Annotated in this window: 7 protein-coding genes and 1 pseudogene; 6 read left to right on the forward strand and 2 right to left on the reverse strand. The window is 48.7% G+C overall.

All coding sequences use genetic code 11. From position 1 onward, the window contains the following. Positions 1-607: 607 nt before the first annotated feature. Entirely contained in the window at positions 608-1,159 is a 552-nt protein-coding gene (locus IQ268_RS29585) for a hypothetical protein (RefSeq protein ID WP_228035839.1), read from the reverse strand. 66 nt (positions 1,160-1,225) lie between these two features. Here IQ268_RS29585 and IQ268_RS32565 point away from each other — a divergent pair. The 6 genes and pseudogenes from IQ268_RS32565 to IQ268_RS29610 form a co-directional block, all read left to right on the forward strand. Beyond that, positions 1,226-1,463: pseudogene (locus IQ268_RS32565) on the forward strand (IS1 family transposase); the annotation flags it as partial. A 114-nt stretch (positions 1,464-1,577) separates the two neighbouring features. Beyond that, positions 1,578-3,218, forward strand: a complete 1,641-nt coding sequence (locus IQ268_RS29590) for a PfaD family polyunsaturated fatty acid/polyketide biosynthesis protein (protein ID WP_193886631.1) — start codon at positions 1,578-1,580, stop codon at positions 3,216-3,218. A 250-nt stretch (positions 3,219-3,468) separates the two neighbouring features. Next, positions 3,469-10,623 carry a type I polyketide synthase gene (locus IQ268_RS29595; RefSeq protein ID WP_193886633.1) on the forward strand — a complete coding sequence of 2,385 codons (7,155 nt, stop codon included), beginning with the start codon at positions 3,469-3,471 and terminating at the stop codon, positions 10,621-10,623. Positions 10,624-10,656: 33 nt separating this feature from the next. Further along, complete coding sequence (locus IQ268_RS29600) at positions 10,657-11,490, forward strand: hypothetical protein (protein ID WP_193886635.1); 834 nt, start codon at positions 10,657-10,659, stop codon at positions 11,488-11,490. Positions 11,491-11,625: 135 nt separating this feature from the next. Further along, a complete protein-coding gene (locus tag IQ268_RS29605) occupies positions 11,626-12,942 on the forward strand; it encodes a phenylacetate--CoA ligase family protein (protein ID WP_193886637.1) in 1,317 nt (438 codons plus the stop codon). A 27-nt stretch (positions 12,943-12,969) separates the two neighbouring features. Then, positions 12,970-19,977 carry a PfaB family protein gene (locus IQ268_RS29610; protein ID WP_228035840.1) on the forward strand — a complete coding sequence of 2,336 codons (7,008 nt, stop codon included), beginning with the start codon at positions 12,970-12,972 and terminating at the stop codon, positions 19,975-19,977. 126 nt (positions 19,978-20,103) lie between these two features. Here the strand turns inward: IQ268_RS29610 and IQ268_RS29615 are convergent. Then, positions 20,104-20,430: DDE-type integrase/transposase/recombinase (locus tag IQ268_RS29615; protein WP_193886639.1), on the reverse strand; the 327-nt coding region annotated here is incomplete at its 5' end.

Consider the following 20,430-nt stretch of genomic DNA (forward strand, 5'->3'; position numbering starts at 1 on the left):
ATAGTACCGTTGCATTTGAGCTTCAATGGGAGCAGGGTAAGGTTGCATTAAGTTTCCGCTTCATCGTCTACTTCTCCAGTGTACAAATGCAAAAGGTAGAATTACAGGTTATTTAATCCACGATCCTAAATAAGTTTGTGTTTTGTGACAGAATGCCTCCTCGACCGAGAGAACTCCTATGCTAAAGGTAAGCACTGTGGAGGATAGCCCCTATGACAGAGCGCAAAGAACGAAGTATTGCGGGTGATAAAACCATTTGTCTGCCTTTGAGTGAGGAGACGAATTACGACGAATTGGTAGAGGATATTAAGTATTACAGTTGTAGATAAGTAGACTATCTTCCCCCACGACTTTTCCCATTGCCTGCCCTTCGAGCACTTCCACAGGTGTAATCGCACGAATGTAATAATCCTGTTCCGGGTGGTGCCTGAGGAAATCGCGATCGCGTTAATCACACACAGCCGCCGAACGCTTCCAATCATCCGCCGCAGATACCCTCTACTTCATAACCGATCGCCCTACGAAGTCGGTGTGCAGCGGACTCTATGCTGACTGACGCTCTTGTTGATACATAATTGATGCACGCAACGTTTGGTTGCCTGCACCATCAGTTCCAATCTTCCTCGACTTTATACCAGTTGTGATTGATAGGAGTGAACCACATTTCATTTGGAATATCTTGTGGCACAATGCCATAGTTCGGCTGATATTCATAGCGAACGCGACCACACAGGAGGCAGTTAATATTGAATCGAGCCGAACGAATACGACCCGCTGAATTGAAGTCCGCATCAAAAAACGCAACACGGACACCTGATCGGCGCAGTGCTTGGGTGATGGAACGGAAATCTGCTGTCGCTGATGGCGTAAAGGATGGTGCCGGACCTGCAAAGAGGTTACACGTTGACGGATGCGTTGTGTCGGAGAATTGACCACCAGCGTAGGCAATGTTCTGACACCAATCCTGATTCCGATAGTCAGTAACACGGTATTGCTCAATCATCGCGAATGCAGTTTCCAAATTCTGCGCCTGTTGACTCCTCGACGAGAAAACGCTTACGCCAAATAACCAGCACGTGCCGATGTGAATGATGCCAATGATGATAAAGGTGACAATGATGAGGATGACTACTCTACGAACGCGTTGAGTCATATCCATTATAGGGATCGCTACATGATTAGAACAGTACAAAAACATAGGGAAAACGAGCGGATCTGTAAAATAGATGGTTATGAGCGAGTATTGCCTCCTGAAATGGAGCGTTATATTGGCAAAGATAAAACACAACCTTAGAGCGAACCGGCGGTATTGTCAGACAACAAACGGGGAGATGGCATCGCAGACAGAACAAGTTTGGTAAGTATGGGAGCAAACCAAGGTAACTACACGACGGGTGGTCAGTTACTTCAACTGGAATTTGGCAGCATAGCCGAAGACCACAGCAGCGCAGCGAGCAGGATGAACGAAACACTCCTGTACTTGGCACGATCCCGTGACCTATCCCACCACTATTTGAGGCACTATCAAGTATTTTGGGCAAACTAGACACAAGAAAGTGCACTACCACCCTAAATCTATGGCATCAGTACTGCTTTGCGATAAGCACCTACATTGGGCGACAAAGCAATCCCAATCCACATTCAGGTGGTTAGGTTCATTGGAGACAGTGTCTTGGGACATTGCGGGAATTCAAACAAAGCTGAATACGATCAAGAAGCCTTGCTATATTGTTCGACAGAATGGGCACATTGGAGTGACCCATGAAGGCACAATCCAAGAAACTGATTCACATCAAGCCATCGAAATTCTAACTGCTGTATCACCTATCTATACGCATCAACTGGGTGATTCACAGTTCTGTTCCGCCCATGGTATCAAATACGCCTACATGGCTGGTGCAATGGCAAACGGTATTGCCTCAGAAGAACTTGTGATTGCTCTGGGTAAAGCTGGAATCCTTGGCTCTTTTGGCGCTGGAGGCTTGGGGCTCGATCGCATCGAAGCAGCTATCCATCGAATTCAACAGGCATTGCCGTCAGGCCCCTATGCCTTCAACCTAATTCACAGCCCCAGTGAAGCCGCGATCGAACGCCGTAGTGTTGAACTCTATATCAAGCGTGGCATCAAAACAATTGAAGCATCTGCATTTCTAGGTCTGACTTCCAGCGTTGTGCATTATCGAGTCAGCGGCTTACAGTTAAGTTCCGCTGGACACATTGAGATCAACCACAAAATTATTGCGAAAGTGTCGCGGGCAGAAGTTGCGACCAAGTTTATGAGTCCGGCTCCTACGAAAATTTTGCAGCAACTATTAGAACAGGGACTCATTTCAGAACAACAGGCAAAACTGGCTGAAACTGTGCCCATGGCAGACGACATTACTGTGGAAGGCGACTCCGGCGGACATACCGACAATCGTCCAATAGTCGCTTTATTGCCAACCATTTTGCAACTGAGACACGAGATTCAGGAGAAATACCGATATCAAACGCCTATTCGCGTGGGTGCCGCGGGTGGAATTGGTACGCCTCACTCAGTTCTAGCCGCCTTTATGATGGGAGCAGCATACGTCGTCACAGGCTCGGTAAACCAGGCTTGTGTGGAGGCAGGAACATCTGCACAGGTGAAGCAGCTACTCGCCCAAGCCAGTATTACAGATATGGCGATGGCACCTGCCGCCGACATGTTTGAGATGGGTGTGAAACTTCAAGTCTTGAAACGGGGCAGTTTCTTTCCCATGCGGGCACAAAAGCTGTTTGATTATTACCAGAAATATCAAGCCATTGAAGAGATTCCTTCAAAAGAACGGCAACAACTGGAACAACAGATTTTTAGGAAAGATTTGGATACTGTTTGGCAGGAAACTGTTGCTTATTTCCAACAGCGCGATCCCGATCAAATTGCCCGATCGATTGATCATCCCAAACGTAAAATGGCGCTGATTTTTCGATCGTATCTAGGGCAGGCTTCCCGTTGGGCGATCACGGGAGATGAGTTCCGGGAAGCGGACTATCAAATCTGGTGTGGCCCGACGATGGGGGCATTTAATGCCTGGGTAGAAGGCACTTATTTGGCACAGCCGGAGAATCGTCGAGTTGTCGATGTGGCAACTCACTTGATGCAGGGAGCCGCAATTCTATACCGCTTGCAAACGCTGAAATTGCAGGGGTTAGAACTGGCACCTCACTACTTTCAGTATTTACCAGAACCTTTCTAGAGAGATGCCCTTAGTGGTGAAAAGTATTGAAAGGCTTATTTTGCCGAGAGTCTCAAATGAGACAGGCAGTACCTGAAAGGGGCACTTCAGTTCCCTGCCCTCATTGGCGGCGTTGCCCAAGATAAACCCGCCTCCAGTTTGTGCTTCTCACAAGAAGCGAATTGCGTTGGATGATTGAATTCTCTAAGGTCGTTCCATTCTCATATTGAGACAGTTATGAGTGTTCTGCACCATTAAGGAGGGATGCCCTATGAATCGAGGTGTCGAGTGTCCCTTTCCCTCGTCGGTTCTACAACAACTGCTGCAACTGCACCAAGACATTAATCAATTACAAACACAAATCCAACAAGGTATGGGACATCAGTCTATGCAACCGGAACAATCCTCAGACATGGAAGTTTTGAGTACAAAAATGAGCCAAACACCGATCGCGATTGTCGGTATGGCAAGTCTTTTTCCGCAATCGAAAGACTTGCAAGCATACTGGACCAATATTGTTCAAAAAGCTGACTGCATTACAGACGTTCCTGCTTCTCGCTGGAATATTGATGATTACTATGATCCAGACCCAAGCGCACCCGACAAGACTTATTGCAAACGGGGGGGCTTTATTCCTGACATTGACTTCAACCCGATGGAATTTGGCTTGCCGCCCAATATTTTAGAAGTCACCGATATTGCCCAAATTCTTTCTCTGGTGGTTGCCAAGCAAGCCCTGAAAGATGCAGGCTGTGACCAGGCAACGGAAGCGGTGCGCGATCGCATCGGTGTGATTTTAGGCGTTGGCGGCGGGCAGAAGCTAATCACTCCCTTAACGGCGCGGTTGCAGTCTCCCATTCTGGAAAAAGTTCTGCTCAGCAGCGGCTTATCGCCAGAAGAAACTCAGACCATCGTGGAAAAAGTGAAGCTAGCCTACATTGGCTGGGAAGAAAATTCCTTTCCTGGCATGTTAGGAAATGTGATTGCAGGGCGAATTGCTAATCGTTTAGATCTCGGTGGAATTAATTGTGTGGTTGATGCGGCCTGTGCAGGATCACTCAGCGCTTTGCAAATGGCGATCGATCAACTCTCTAGTGGACGGAGTGACATGATGATTACGGGCGGGGTTGATGCCGACAACTCTCCCTTCATGTATCTCTGCTTTAGTAAAACCCCTGCATTTTCTAAACAGGATCAAATGCGCCCGTTTGATGCAGCATCCGATGGCATGATCGTCGGCGAAGGGATTGGCATGATGGTGCTGAAGCGGTTGGCAGATGCAGAGCGGGATGGCGATCGCATCTATGCCGTAATCAAAGGCATGGGTGCATCGAGCGATGGCAAATATAAAAGTATTTATGCACCAAGTCCCTCCGGACAGGCAAAAGCCTTGCGTTGTGCCTATGAGAATGCGGACTGTGACCCCAGTAGTGTGCGGTTAATCGAAGCTCACGGTACGGGCACTGCCGCCGGAGATCCCGTTGAGTTTGCGGCGTTACAGGAGGTATTGAGTGAGGCGAATGCAGAGGTGCAGGCGATCGCGCTGGGGAGTGTCAAGTCACAAATTGGTCATACCAAAGCTGCTGCTGGAGCTGCCGGCCTAATTAAAGCTGCATTGTCTCTGCACCACAAAATCTTACCGCCCACGCTGAATATCACCCAGCCCAATCCCAAACTCAATATCGAACAATCGCCCTTCTACTTGAACACCGAGCCACGTCCCTGGATGCGAAGTGAAGTGGACCCACCCAGACGAGCCGGGGTTAGTTCCTTTGGGTTTGGTGGCACCAATTTTCACGTCGTGCTGGAAGAATACACAGGCAAACAACCGCAAGCCTATCGGTTACATCAAGTGCCTGCAATTCTCGTATTTGCAGCCAATGATCCTGCTCAATTACTGACCCAATGTGAAACAATCTGGGCAAAATGGCAAACTGACGCAGCGGAGAAACACTACCAGGAATGGGTCATTGCCAGTCGGGCGATCGCGATTCCCGCCACATCTGCCCGTCTGGGATTTGTTGCAGCCAGCTTGAGTGAAGCCAGTCAACTGTTACAAACCGCGATCCAGACTCTGAAACATCAAATGGCGGTTGATTCCTGGCAGCATCCTCAGGGGATTTGTTATCGCAAGGCGGGCATGGACACGGCAGATAAAGTGGTGGCACTATTTCCCGGTCAAGGATCGCAATATCTCAACATGGGACGAGAGTTAGCGCTCAATTTTCCCACTGTCCAACAGAGTTTTGCCACGATGGATTTGTTGTTCCAGCGGGATCAGCTATCTCCCATTTCTCAAGTTGTCTATCCGCGCCCTGTATTTGCAACTGTTCAACAGCAACAGCAAACCGATGCCTTGCAGAAAACAGAACATGCCCAACCTGCGATCGGGGCATTAAGCATGGGGCTGTACAAAATCTTGCAACAGGCTGGCTTTCAAGCGGATTTTGTCGCTGGACATAGTTTTGGCGAAGTCACAGCCCTGTGGGCAGCAGGTGCATTAAGTGATGCGGATTACTGCTTCCTGGTGAAAGCTCGCGGTCAGGCACTGGCAGCACCCGCGCATCCCAATTTTGATGCCGGTGCAATGTTGTCCATCACGGGCGATTTAGAAACGATTCAAAATGTGGTTAAAAATTTCCCCAATGTGCTGATTGCGAATTGGAATTCCAATCAACAAATTGTAATAGCTGGAGCCACGCCAGAAATTGCCAACATTGAGCAACGGTTCACCGAGTTTGGCTGTTCCGTCACCCGCCTACCTGTTTCTGCGGCATTCCATACGCCGTTGGTAAGTCACGCTTATCAACGGTTTGCTCAAGCACTGCGGATTGTCAACTTTAATCGCCCGAGTGTACCTGTTTACTCCAATGTGACTGCCGAGCCTTATCCAAACAATGCGACGGAGATTGGACAAACGCTGGCTTCTCAATTACTCAATCCCGTACACTTCAAGCAGGAGATCGAGAAGATTTATGCCGCTGGTGGTCGCGTTTTTGTGGAGATTGGCCCTAGAAGTGTTTTGACTCACCTAACGCAAAATATTCTGGAGGGTCAACCCCATCTGGCGATCGCATTGAATCCCAGCCGCAACGGAGATAGCGATCGCCAGTTCCGCACAGCAGTAATGCAACTGCAAGTTGCTGGATTGCCCCTGAAAGATTTCGATCCCTACGGATTGGAACCAGAACCCGCTGTAACCACCCACAAGAATGGGATGACCGTTCGCGTGAATGGAGGCAACTATGTCAGCGAAAAGACCAGAACCGCGTTTGAGCAAGCCTTGCAGGATGGCTATCAAATCTCGAGACAGCCCCAACTAGCGCAACCTGTCACCCCATCAGTAGTGCGTCCTGCTGTGGTAGCCCCGAGCATGGTACAGCAAGGGGTAGAACCACAGATTGAGCCGCTGCTGGTTCCCTCTGTGCGATCGCCAGGGGAGGAATCTCAGACAACTTCATCTCAGTCACAGATCGATGTCACTCAGTTCATCGCACCAATGCTGCAAATTGTGAGCGAGAAAACGGGCTATCCTGCTGAGATGTTGAGTCTGAGTATGGATATGGAGGCTGATCTTGGAATTGACTCGATCAAGCGCGTGGAAATTCTGGGTGCGATGCAGGATCAATTCCCTGAGTTGCCACCTATGCAGCCAGAAATTCTCTCAGAATTGCGGACGTTAGAGCAAATTGTGGACTATTTGGGTCGGCAAAAAGTTAATTGTGAAAACTCAGATTCACCCGCGATCGCTCCAGTCAATGAAGCAGTTCCATCAATTTCAACGCCTTCAAGCAACGCTCCAAGCACTGTAAGTGTAAATCCACAGAAAACATCGTTTGACTCGTCTCTGATGCAAACCTTACTCACGATCGTCAGTGAGAAGACAGGGTATCCATCTGAGATGCTGTCTCTTGAGATGGACATGGAGGCGGACTTAGGGATTGATTCCATTAAGCGGGTAGAAATCCTGGGCGCAATGCAAGATCAGTTTGCTTCCCTATCGTCTGTAGAACCAGAAGCACTGGCTGAGTTACGCACCTTAAGCCAAATTGTGCAGCATCTGGGACAACAACCAGGAATCACCACAATGATGGGGGCAACCGAAGCACAGTCTGTTGCCGTTGAGACCAGTGTTCCCTTGCTATCAGTGCAGCCTCTGGTCGCCCAGCCAATCTCAGCACCCGCGATGGCTAGTGCCACAACCGCTCCTAAATTAATCGCCACTACTGCTTCAGCGTTGGAGTCGAGCCAATTGATCTCAGCGTTATTAGCCATTGTCAGTGAGAAGACGGGGTATCCATCTGAGATGCTGTCTCTTGAGATGGATATGGAGGCGGACTTAGGGATTGATTCCATTAAACGGGTGGAAATTCTGGGCGCGATGCAAGATCAATTCCCGGATCTACCGGCTGCCAATCCTGAAACCTTGGCGGAGATGCGGACGCTGGCACAGATTGTCGAATACATGGGGCAGTCAGTTGCCGGATCACATCCAGTCAGCAGTTCGGCTCCGGTTGCGTTCGCAGCACCGATGATACCAGTCACAATCCCAGCAATCGCTCCAGAGCCGTTTGAAGTGGCTGCATCGGCGATCGCCCTCAATCAACTCATTGCAGACCTGTTAAACATCGTCAGTGAGAAGACGGGTTATCCTGCTGCCATGCTGAATCTGGCGATGGATATGGAAGCCGACCTGGGAATTGATTCCATTAAGCGAGTCGAAATTTTGGGCGCGGTTCAGGATGCGTTCCCAGATTTGCCCGCTGTTGATCCAGAAGCATTAGCCGAGATGCGGACGCTGGAACAGATTGTGCAATACATGGGTCAACAAGCTGCTACAACTGGAAAAAAAAAAGCCATAGTCTCTGAAGCACCTCCTGTATTCAAGTTGCCAGAAGAGACTTTGATCCAGCGGGGGAAAGCAACCTTAACCCCGCTACCCCCACCAGATTGGTTGGACTTTTCCCTACCAGTTCAATCTGTGTGTTTAGTTACGGATGATGGTAGCCCGTTAACAATGCAACTAGTGCAGAAATTAACGACCCAGGGTTGGCAGGTTGTTGTATTGAGTTTCCCAGAAGCGTTGGTAGCACAGGCAAAGCCTGTCACTTTATCCGTTCCGCGCATCGTGCTGAAGGATTTGAGTGAAGCCCATTTGAAACAGCAACTGGATGCCATTACTCAACAGTATGGTTCCATTGCTGTATTTATTCATCTACAACCACGATTCGAGACTGATCCTATAGCTGCCACACCAGAGCACTCACAAATGATGCTGCATCATCCGGCAGCAACGGCGACTTTAAAGCATCTATTTTTCATTGCAAAATACCTGAAGCGATCGCTGATGGAAGCGGCTAACTATCATCGCAGTTGCTTCCTGACGGTGACACGCTTGGATGGCGAATTTGGATTAAAGTCTGCATCGTTAAACAGCGCAGACATGCTCAGTGGTGGACTCTTCGGTCTAACCAAAACTGTAAATTTAGAATGGTCTCAGGTCTTTTGTCGGGCGATTGATATTACACCAGATTGTTCAGTCACCACTGCGGCACAACAGATTGTGCAGGAATTGCATGACCCCGATCGATTAATTGCGGAAGTGGGCTATGGTGCTGCGGGTCGAGTCACGTTAACCTGTGGACAAGTGAGCGAATTGGTATCCACCAGACCTGTGACCATCGATCGCCACTCCGTGTTTTTAGTCAGTGGCGGTGGTAAGGGCATTACGGCTCAATGTATTACCCATCTCGCCCGTTATGCCCACGGCAAGTTCATCCTATTGGGACGCTCTGAACTCATTGCAGAACCCACCTGGGCAGAGGGGGTCGAGCTAGCCTCAGAACTCAAGCAGCGCGCGATCTCTGCACTGATGGCAGAAAACCCTAAAACAACCCCTGCTCAAATCCAAAAAGCAGTAAATGCGGTATTGTCACATCGGGAAATTACAGCCACGTTGCAGGCGATTCAGCAGGCGGGTGGTGAAGCTGAGTATCTGAGTGCCGATCTAACTCAGGTGACAGATTTACGCCCTCGCCTTGATCCGATCGCCCAACGATTTGGACCCATTACAGGAATCATCCACGGTGCAGGCACCCTCGCGGATAAACTGATTGAAAATAAGTCAGAACGGGATTTTGATCGGGTTTACACGACAAAAATTGTGGGTTTAAACACGCTTTTGAATAGTGTGGATTGTAACCAACTCAAACATCTGATTTTGTTCTCCTCAGCGGCAGGATTTTACGGCAATATTGGTCAATCTGACTATGCGATCGCCAATGAAATCCTGAATAAATTTGCCCATCAGTTCAAGCGCCAGCACCCGGGCTGCCATGTGGTTTCCTTCAACTGGGGACCCTGGGACAGTGGCATGGTGACACCAGAAGTGAAGCAGATCTTTGCCCAGCGCAAGATTGAGGTGATTCCGACAGAAATTGGCACCCAGGTGTTTACGTATCAACTCCTGCAAGGCAATCCCGAAACCGTACAGGTTTTGGTAGGGAGTCCTTTAGCCGTCCTGGCTGCCACTACCGATGGAAATCCCAAAACCTATCACATTCGGCGGCGGCTGAGTCTGGCGGAAAATCCATTTTTGAATGATCACAAAATCGGTCAGCACGTCGTGCTACCTACGGTTTGTAGTGCAGCCTGGATCGTGAATACCTGTGAACAGCTCTATCCTGGATACCGCTTTTTCAAGTGTGAACAGCACAAAGTTTTGAAGGGAATTGTGTTTGATGAGTCATTGGCATCTGAACACATCCTCAATGTCGAGGAGGTGAACACGAACCAATCGGACGAGATTCAATTGAAGACCACGATTTGGAGCCAATTACCCAATGGTCAACCCCGCTATCACTACAGCACAGACATTACTCTGGTGCAGACGTTGCCCCCGGCTCCACGCTATGAATCCTTTGATCTCACCCTTGATCCGGCGATCGTCAAACTCGCGCCGTATCAGGATGGCACGTTGTTTCATGGTTCCAGTTTTCAGGGGATTCAGCGCGTTCTCAACCTGACCCCGCAACGACTGACCCTGGAATGTGTGCTGCCTGCGGTCAGTTTTGACCAGCGGCAGCAGTTTAGTGATCATGCGCTGGATGCGATCGCCCACGATATGTCCTATCAGGGCATCCTCATCTGGGTACGCCAGTTTCATCAGGCGGGCAGCTTACCACTCAGTTGTCAAAAGAGTGAGCAGTTTGAGGCTGTACCGATCGGGCAACCATTCTACGTCTCAATAGAGATTGTATCCAGTACATCCACTAAGATGGTGGCAAATGCTGTAACCCATGATGCTGAGGGAAAAGTCTACTCCCAAATATCCGGTGCAGAAGTAACGATTAGCCAACAGTTGAATCGGTTATTTGGCGTATCGGATACAAATTCTGCTGGTTTCACCCCTGCACTCCATCCCTGATTATTCAGCTAGCGTTCTACACGAAGAAAAATCATGAGAAACTTGTTTCCCAAACACACGCTATCCGACAGCGATGCTCACACACTCGTCGTCGAGAAACTCCGCCTCAGAGCCTATGTCAGCTTCTTGGTTGTTGTGTTCGTCGGTATTCTACTGACGAATGCATTCGCCAACATTGACTTGAATGACACCCTACTCATGCAAGTGTTTGGGTTCAACAATATCTGTGTGTATTTCGACTACCCACCAGCTACTTACGTCCTTCCCTTTTTATGGGCAATTACGCTCGTCTTGATGCTCCAGTACATAATGGCGCACTGGCTACAAATGAGTGCACAAGTTGAGCAAGGCACTCTAAATCGGAAGCTATATGGGGTCTTGACCCGCTTGAAATTATTCGAGGCGTTCACACTGGTGGGCTTCTCGACGATCTTTGCAGTTAGTCCTGAGGGGTGGAACCACACGTTATTCATCCACACAGCGCCATTTTTTCTCTTGCAGGTCGGTCTTGTTTCGCAGGCCACGTCCAATACGCTTCACGGCACAAAATCGGGTTACTGGCGTCGGCTAGGGCTTCCTGCTTGGTTCAACAGGGCTGCGATCATGTATTGCATCCTTTTCAGCATCATTGTTTTTTTCAAGATTCTCTCGGCGACGAACGCAATGGCAGGCAGTCCATGGTGGCATCAAACCGACATGTTGAAGAGGGTTGCCCAGGACTTCGATCGCATGTTCTTTTTCCTTGCGGTCGTTGTGCCGATGGTCAAGACGGCGTACTTAGCGTACTACAGAATTGACAAGCTGGAAGTCGTACACCTAACGGTAAGTTCGCTCAAACAGGCATTGTTGCATAAACAAATTCAGTAAAGTCAAAGATTTCAGCGATTTAAATTCGTAAGGGTCGGTGCAGAAGTAACGATTAGCCAACAGTTGAATCGATTATTCGGTGTACCGAACACAAATTCTGCTAGTTTCGCCTAGCGTTCTACACAGAGAGAAATCATGAGAAACTTATTGGCTTTAGCGAAATCTGCAATTGATCACAAGTTCAACGAAAAATTGACTCGTCATCAATTAGAAGTCAGACAACTCAAAAAGTTCAGAAAACTGGTGGCTTTTGTAAATGAGCGATCGCCATTCTATGCCCGAATCATTGAGAAGAATCAGATTGACATTGAGTCTTGTACTCCACAGGATTTCCCAAAAATCACGAAAACAGATCTAATCAAGAACTTTGATGACATCATCACAGATCCAAGGGTGACTCAAAAAGAGATTCTTGCCTTTTTGTCTAGCTCTAAAAATCCTGGTGATCTATTTAAGGATCGCTTTTATGTGGTTCACACCTCAGGTTCCTCCGGCGAGATTGGGTATTTTGTCTATGCTCAGCATGAATGGTTTAAGGGTCTATCCAATTTGCTCAGGTTCCAGCCTTCAAATCTAAAGAAACGAATTGCCTTTATTGGTCCGACTGGAGGTCACTATACGGGCGTTAGTATCGCAATCAGCAGTCAGACTTTATTCAGTAAACGTTTACTGGATTCTAGAGTGTTTGATGTCAGTGATTCATTGCAAGCTATTATCGACCAGTTGAATCAGCTTCAGCCTCATATTCTAATTACCTACCCTTCTATATTACGGCTGCTTGCAGAGCAAACGAGAAGTGGCAACCTTCGTATCAAACCCAAATTGATCAAGACCAGTGGAGAAGCTTTATTGCCTGGTGACCGTGCATTTATCGAACACACTTTCCAGTCGCCTTTGGTGAATATCTATATCAGCAGCGAAAACTTAATCATGGGCTCTGGACATCCACAGCAAGAAGGGTTGCTTTTATTTGAGGATGATTTGATGTTTGAATTGGAGGATGACCATGTTTGTGTCACCAATCTTTATAACTACACCATGCCTCTAATTCGTTACACAGTGGCGGATAAGCTTGTTCCAGAGCCGCTAACGAAACAGCCCTATCCGTATAGGACAATAAAAGAGGTTTTAGGAAGAAGTGAGCAAGATCTGAGATTGGCAGCCAGAGATGGAGAGGATGTGATCAGCCATCATATCCTGACTGAGTTTTTTGTTCAGAATCTTGAGCGATTTCAAATTAAGAAAACGAGTAACTCTTCTTTTATTTTTCGGATGCAGGCAAGCCCCCATCTCGACAATCTCCAGAAGAAAAAGTTATTTAAGGATATTCAATACGAACTAAATCAAATTCTTAACAAGAAGTTGATGGCCAATGTTCAGTTCTCAATTGAAGAAGTAGATTCTTTTAGTGTTAATGAGAAGTCGGGAAAGTTTCAGCTTGTTGTCGTTTAAAAAACTTTTTGCAACTACCAAATAGCTATGATGGAACCGATCGCGATCGTTGGCTTATCCTGTCTACTTCCGGGTGCCGAAACACCGGAACAATATTGGCAAAACCTGGTTGCTCAAAAAGATCTGACGTCTCTGACAACTACAGAACAGATTGGGGTCGATCCTGATTGGTTCTATCATCACGAAAAGGGTAAAGCGGATACGTTCTACTGTCGGCGGGGCGGCTATATCCGCGATTTTCAGTTTGATCCGACAGGCTATTGTCTGGATGCTGAATTGCTCCAGAGTCTCGATCCGATGCATCAATGGTCACTCTATGTGGCAAAGCAGGCATTACAGGATAGTGGCTATTTAGGAAACGCAAAAGCCCTGGCACAGTGTGGCGTGATTCTAGGCAACCTCTCCTTCCCGACGCGCCGTTCCCATCCCCTATTTGCTCAGATGTATCACCGGGCGTTGCAACCCTCCCTGCAAGCGTTACTAAATTGTGATCAGTTCAGATTCAACGAGAATGCAAATCCACCCAATCCATTGAATGGCTTATTGGCTGGCTATCCTGCGGCATTGATTGCCCAGGCACTATCGCTATCGGGGCTGAACTTCTCCTTAGATGCGGCATGTGCGTCATCGCTGTATGCCATCAAACTCGCCTGCCATTATCTTCAGACCGGCAAAGCGAACCTGATGCTGGCAGGTGCCGTGAGTGCCGCCGATCCATTGTTTATCCACATCGGTTTTTCAATTTTTCAAGCCTATCCAGAAAACGATCGCACCTCTCCGCTCGATCGCTCCTCGCAAGGGCTGGTCGCCGGGGAAGGAGCCAGCATGGTGGTACTCAAGCGCTATGCCGATGCCGTGAAAGATGGCGATCGCATCTATGCAGCGATTCAGGGCGTTGGTCTTTCCAACGATGGCAGCGGGAAATTTGTGCTCAGCCCCAATCCTAAAGGTCAGATTTTAGCCTTTGAACGGGCATACAGTGAGGCTCAGATCAACCCCAGCCAGATTGAGTATGTGGAATGCCATGCCACGGGCACACCGCTAGGAGATAGCACCGAACTCAACTCCATGGAGGCATTTTTTGAGCGCACAAATACTACACCTTTGATTGGTTCGGTCAAATCGAATTTGGGGCATTTGTTGACCGCAGCAGGGATGGCAAGTCTGCTGAAAGTGATTTTGGGTATGAACCATCACTCCATTCCGGCGACCCTGAATCTCACACAGCCTTTACGTTCACAGCGAGGACGGTTTACAGGGGAGCAAATGGTGCGATCGCTTACACCCTGGACAACCCCGATTAAACAGGCGGCGGTCAGTGCCTTTGGGTTTGGCGGCACCAATGCCCATTTAATTCTGACCTCTGAGTTACCTGCGATCGCACCGCAATCCCCATCTGGTTCATCCTCTACTTCACCAAACCATTCACCCCAAAATTCACCCACGGTCAATTCAAAAACCGCTTTGCCGCTGGCGATCGTCGGGATGGATGTCCATTTTGGGGAATATGCCAGTCTGGATGCCTTTGATCGTGCCATCTACAGCGGTACCCAATGTTTCAAACCCGTTCCCCCTCAGCGCTGGAAAGGAGTGGAGTCCGATCCAGACTTGCTCAAAGCCTATGGATTTACCAGTGGTGAAGCGCCCCAGGGTGCTTATATTCAAGACTTTGAACTCGATTTTCTCCGATTTAAGCTACCTCCCCGTCAGCAGGATCAATTGATTCCACAACAACTCCTCGCCCTCAAGGTATCCGATCGGGCAATTCAAGATGCGGGGTTACAACCCAGCCGTCCGGTCGCGGTGATTGTGGCGATGGGGACAGAGCTATCGCTGCATCAGTATCGGGGACGGTGCGACCTGGTCTGGCAACTTCGGCAAAATCTGGAACAAGCCGGACTAACGCTGACGGAAGCCCAACACATTGAACTGGAAAAAATCACCAAAGATAGCCTCCATTCGGCAGCTGAGGTCAATCAATACACCAGTTTTATTGGGAATCTGATGGCTACTCGAATTGCCGCCCTATGGGATTTCTCTGGGCCTGCGTTTACCCTATCGGCCGAAGAGAACTCAACCTTTCGTGCCCTGGAAGTGGCGCAATTGCTGTTAGCGGCTGGCGAAGTCGAAGCAGTAGTGATTAGCGCGATCGACCTGGCTGGAAGCTTTGAACAGGTACTCCTGAGGCAGTCCCAAAATCCAATTAATTGCGGCAGCTACACCCTCAGCTTTGATGTCAACGCGAACGGTTGGATGATTGGTGAAGGCGCAGGCGCGGTTGTGGTCAAATCCCTGCCCACAGCACAACAGCGGGACGATCGCATCTATGCCACAATCGACGCGATCGCTCTTGCTACCCAATCCACCCCAGCACAAGGGCAAGACACCCCCATCATCCCAACTGCTGCAACCGTGACCCAGGCTTGTCAGCTTGCGTTGGACAATGCCGCAATCAAACCTGAACAAATTGGCTATCTGGAAGTTTGTGGGAGCGGTGTTGCGACCGTTGATGCAGCGGAAATGGTTGGTCTTCTTGCTGCCTATGGTGCTGTGTCTGGACGTACACGACCAACCCTAAGCTGTGCCCTGGGCAGTGTCAAAGCCAATATCGGACACACGTTCGTGGCAGCAGGCATGGCGAGTTTGATCAAAACCGCATTGTGTCTCCACCATCGCTATATTCCGGCAGTTCCAGCCTGGACAGCCCCCAAAGAGAGCGATCGCTGGCAGGGCAGCCCGTTCTATGTTGCCACCGACTCGCAATGCTGGTTCCTGCCCCCTGAAACATCCAGAAGAATCGCGGCGATCAACGGGATGGGGCACGATGGCACGGTTGCCCACTTGATTTTGTCGGAAGTCGCAAACTCAGTGCCGCGTCCCAATTCTCATCTGACCCATACACCGGGCTACCTGTTACCTATCGCGGCACAAAATCAGTCCGAGTTGCGATCGCGCCTGCAATCCTTACAGCAGGCGATCGTGCAAACCTCTTGTTTGAAAGCAGTTGTTCACCAAACCCTGCACCAATTTCAAACTCAGGTTCAATCCTCTCCATCAGACGCGCCTTACCGATTGGCGATCGTCGGTACCAGTCAGGAGATGATACTCCAGGAAATTCATCTGGCATTCGCAGGCATCACAGCAGCGTTTGAGCAGGGTACTGATTGGAAGACCCCATCCGGTAGCTACTTCACAGCAAAACCGCTGGCAGACCAGGGGCAAATTGCCTTTGTCTATCCTGGTATGGCGAGTTCTGATATCGGATTAGGGCGAGATCTGTTTCGGCTATTTCCCTCCCTCTACGATCGCTTCTCTGGTCTAACCAATACAGTGACTCAGGCGATGCAGACGGATTTGATCTATCCTCGTAGCTTAGAAAAGCCAACGAATCAGGTGCTATCTCAACAGCATGCAGCATTTTTCGGCAATGGAGCCGCCATGTGTTCGAGCGGCATCAGTCTAGCAGTGCTGCACAGCCTGGTTCTGCGCGAATATTTTCAGGTTCAACCACATGCAGCGTTTGGCTACAGTCTGGGTGCTGCCAGTAGTATGCTATTTGCGTTAGGCGTTTGGCGCGATGATCACAATCTGAGTCAAACCCTACACACCTCTCCGCTGTTCACCACTGATCTGTGTGGAGTCTGTAACACCGGAAGACGGGAATGGCAGGTGCCAGATTCTCAGACGCAATTCTGGAAATCTTATGTGTTACAGGCATCTGTTGTCGCGGTTAAAGCAATATTACAGCAGTATCCCCGAGTTTATATTACCTTCATCAATACTCCGCAAGAACTGGTGATTGCAGGAGAGCCAACCGAGTGCCAGCAATTGATTCAGACTCTCCAATGTCGTGCCTTTCCCGTGAGCTTTGCGAGTGTATTGCATAGTTCGATCGTGCAAGCTCAATACGACGATCTAGTGCAGTTGCATCAAATTCCGGTTCATCCGGTGACTGATATTCGGTTTTATTCAGGGGTCAGTCACGCGCCAATGCCTTTGGAGCAGAATGCGATCGCCCATAATTCCGCCCAGATCTGCTGTCAGGTTGTTGATTTTCCAGCACTGGTGCAGCGTCTTTATGCCGATGGCGTGCGAATTTTTATCGAATTGGGAGCAGGGAATTCCTGCTCTCGCTGGATTCGCGAGACGTTACAAGCTCAGTCCCATGCAGCGATGTCAATCAATCTCAAGAAAACCGATGATCAGACAGGGCTGTTGCGCCTGTTGGCGCAGTTGATCGGTCATGGTGTAGCACTCGATCTAGCACCTCTTTATGCAACTTCAAGCACAGAAATTGACTTGTCGCGATCGCTGATTAAAACCGTAACACTCGGGGGCGATCGTCTCAACGATACCCTGTTGAGCACAGACAACCGCCAGTTTTTTCAATCCATTCAGGCACCTTTAGAACCTCCAAAATCCACCATTATGCAACGACAAGAGCCGCAGCTAGAAAACTTTAGAATTCTGCAATTGCAACTGGTGAATGCCCAGCAATTCACATCGAATCAATCAGCAACTACTGGCTTATTGTCACGGAGCCAAGACTCTCAGATTGATCTGAATCAAACCAATGCTAACGGGAACCAGGAAACGGTGGTGAATGTTCTGGAAGCCCTGACCCAGAAACCTGAAAAATCCAAAAATGCCATTTGGGATGAAGCAGATCTTCTGGAATTTGCTGAAGGGAACATTGCGAATGTGTTTGGCGCAGACTATGCCATTATCGATACCTACTCCCGACGGGTTCGACTGCCCATGCCACCGTATTTGCTGGTTAGTCGCGTGACTCAACTGGATGCACAACGAGGAGAGTTTAAACCCTCCTCCATGACTACCGAATACGACATTCCCTTTAACGCACAGTATTCTGTTGATGGTCAAATTTCCTGGGCGGTGGCGGTGGAATCTGGGCAGTGTGATTTGTTGTTGATTAGCTATTTAGGAATTGATTTTGAGAACAAAGGCAATTTAGTGTATCGCTTGCTGGATTGCACTATCACCTTCCTCGATGATTTGCCCAAAGACGGAGAAACGCTCCGTTACGATATTCAAATTAATTCTTTTGCTCGTAATGGTAATAACCTGTTGTTCTTCTTCAGCTACAACTGTTTTGTCGGCGACAAGATGGTGATTAAAATGGACGGTGGTTGCGCTGGCTTCTTCTCTGATGAACAATTGCAGCAGGGGAAAGGAGTTATCTACTCGGCAAAAGAATTACACCAGCGCCAGCAAATCCAAAAGCAGTATTTCGATCCATTATTGATTTGTCAGAAGACGACGTTCAATCGCAGTGATTTGCTCAATCTATCAAGCGGTAACATTGCCGCTTGCTTTGGCAAACACTACTGGCAAGATCAACGCAATCCATCCCTCCGGTTGCCCGGAGGAAATTTTCTCATGCTCGATCGGGTTGCTTCGGTAGAGCCAACGGGCGGTGCCTGGGGATTGGGGATGGTTGTCGGGGAGAAGGATTTGCATCCCGAGGATTGGTATTTTCCCTGCCATTTTAAGGATGATCAGGTGATGGCTGGTTCCCTGATGGCGGAGGGCTGTGGGCAACTTTTGCAGTTTTATATGCTGTATTTAGGCTTGCAACTCTGCACACTCGACGCTCGCTTTCAACCCCTGCCGGGCGTAGGTCAGGTGGTGCGCTGTCGCGGGCAGGTCACCCCCACAACAGAAGTGCTCACCTACCGGATGGAAGTGACTGAGATTGGCTTTAACCCCAAACCGTTTATCCGTTGCGATGTTGAAATTATTCTCAACGGTAAGGTGATTGTTCACTTCAAAGATCTGGGTTTGCAACTGTCTGAGAAAAATCCTGCCCAGGCGATCGCTCCAGAGCAGTTCTTGAGTTTAGCGCCCTATCCAGCCCAAGCACCCCGCAAACCGGCATTGCTGACTGAAGACCAAATTACGGAATTCTGTACTGGGGAATTAGCCAGGTGCTTTGGGTCAGAATATGCAATTTACGACCAGGGGACTGTTAAAGCATCACGAATGCCGAACACCCACTTGAATGTCGTCAGTCGCATTCTTGCAGTGGAAGGTACACGGCATCAGATTACGAAAGGTTCGGCGATCGTGACGGAATATGATGTTCCGCTCAACCCCTGGTACTATCGCCAAAACGCTGCCCAAACATTGCCCTATTCAATTTTGATGGAAATGGCATTGCAACCCTGTGGGTTTCTCTCGGCATATTTGGGCACGACGTTGATGTTCCCAAACAAGAGTCTTTATTTTCGCAATCTGGATGGTAAAGGGCATGCGCTGAAGGACATGGATCTGAGAGGAAAAACGATTACCAATCGATCGATACTGCTCTCCTCCAGCAATGTCCAGGGCATGATTATTCAGAACTTTGAGTTTCAAATGCACTGTGAAGGAGAGTTGTTTTATACAGGCACTGCCGCCTTTGGACACTTCAGCCCTGAAGCATTGGCCAATCAGGTGGGACTCGATCGCACCCAAACGGTAGAACCCTGGTATGAAGCCAATGCTCATCAGTTGCCTATCATTGTGAGATCTCTCGAAGCGGCGGAAAATCGTGCTAAGTTCTACCGCGCTCCTAGTGATTGCCCCCACTATCGTCTGGCGGATCACCAGCTCGATCTGCTACATCAGGTGACAATTATTCCCGATGGGGGGGTACATGGTAAGGGTTATATCTTTGCATATAAGCAAGTCCAGCCCAGCGATTGGTTTTTCAAATGCCATTTCAAAGATGATCCAGTCATGCCGGGTTCTTTAGGAATTGAAGCAATGCTCCAAGCAATGCAGGCATATGCATTGGAGATGGGTTTTGGAAAACATTTAAAATCACCGACCTTCAAAGCCTTAACAAACCATGCAACCACTTGGAAATACCGGGGACAAATTCCTCATGGTCAAATCGATATGAGTTTAGAGATTCATCTCACCCGAGTTGATATCACGCCTAACGAAGTTATCTTGATGGGTGATGCCAGTTTATGGAGATCAAAAATAAGGATCTATGAAGTGAAAAACCTTGCAATCACCTTGAGTTGAAGGTGTTTTGTCTCACATCGCAGCTAATAAATAGCAGTTGTCGAGAAACTGTCAGATCTGGGTACTCAAATCACTGCTTTTTCCATCACCTCTTATCATCAGAAACTTCCTCTTTCCCATTTGCGATTAGACGGCTTGAAATAGATCCTGCAATTCATTCACTCGTTCGATAAAGTGTTCTCGTTGCTTCGATAGAGACACCAACGCTGCCATTCTTGCTCTGGGTCGCAAAAACTGCCTCACTTCATCAAATGCTTGGCAAAATCGTTTCGCACTCTCAAGGGCTCCAAACCCGAGCATCGGATAGTAACGTTGTTTGATCCCTTGATGACTCTGTTCGATCGGATTCCCTAAACAACCTCTCACTTCATGCTCAACATCCGTTGCCAATTCCTCATCAATTGCTCTGGGATACGAACTCAGCCCATCTGTCACAACTCTTTGTGGTGTTTG

It is taken from the genome of Oculatella sp. LEGE 06141 (assembly GCF_015207605.1).
In the GTDB taxonomy this organism is placed as follows: Bacteria; Cyanobacteriota; Cyanobacteriia; order Elainellales; family Elainellaceae; genus Oculatella.

What these genes read in the sequence shown, in the direction of transcription:
- IQ268_RS29590 (WP_193886631.1), top strand. Translation starts at nt 1,578, where the DNA reads ATGGCATCAGTACTGCTTTGCGATAAGCACCTACATTGGGCGACAAAG.
- IQ268_RS29610 (WP_228035840.1), top strand. Translation starts at nt 12,970, where the DNA reads ATGATGGAACCGATCGCGATCGTTGGCTTATCCTGTCTACTTCCGGGT.
- IQ268_RS29585 (WP_228035839.1), bottom strand. Translation starts at nt 1,159, where the DNA reads ATGGATATGACTCAACGCGTTCGTAGAGTAGTCATCCTCATCATTGTC.
- IQ268_RS29605 (WP_193886637.1), top strand. Translation starts at nt 11,626, where the DNA reads ATGAGAAACTTATTGGCTTTAGCGAAATCTGCAATTGATCACAAGTTC.
- IQ268_RS29595 (WP_193886633.1), top strand. Translation starts at nt 3,469, where the DNA reads ATGAATCGAGGTGTCGAGTGTCCCTTTCCCTCGTCGGTTCTACAACAA.
- IQ268_RS29600 (WP_193886635.1), top strand. Translation starts at nt 10,657, where the DNA reads ATGAGAAACTTGTTTCCCAAACACACGCTATCCGACAGCGATGCTCAC.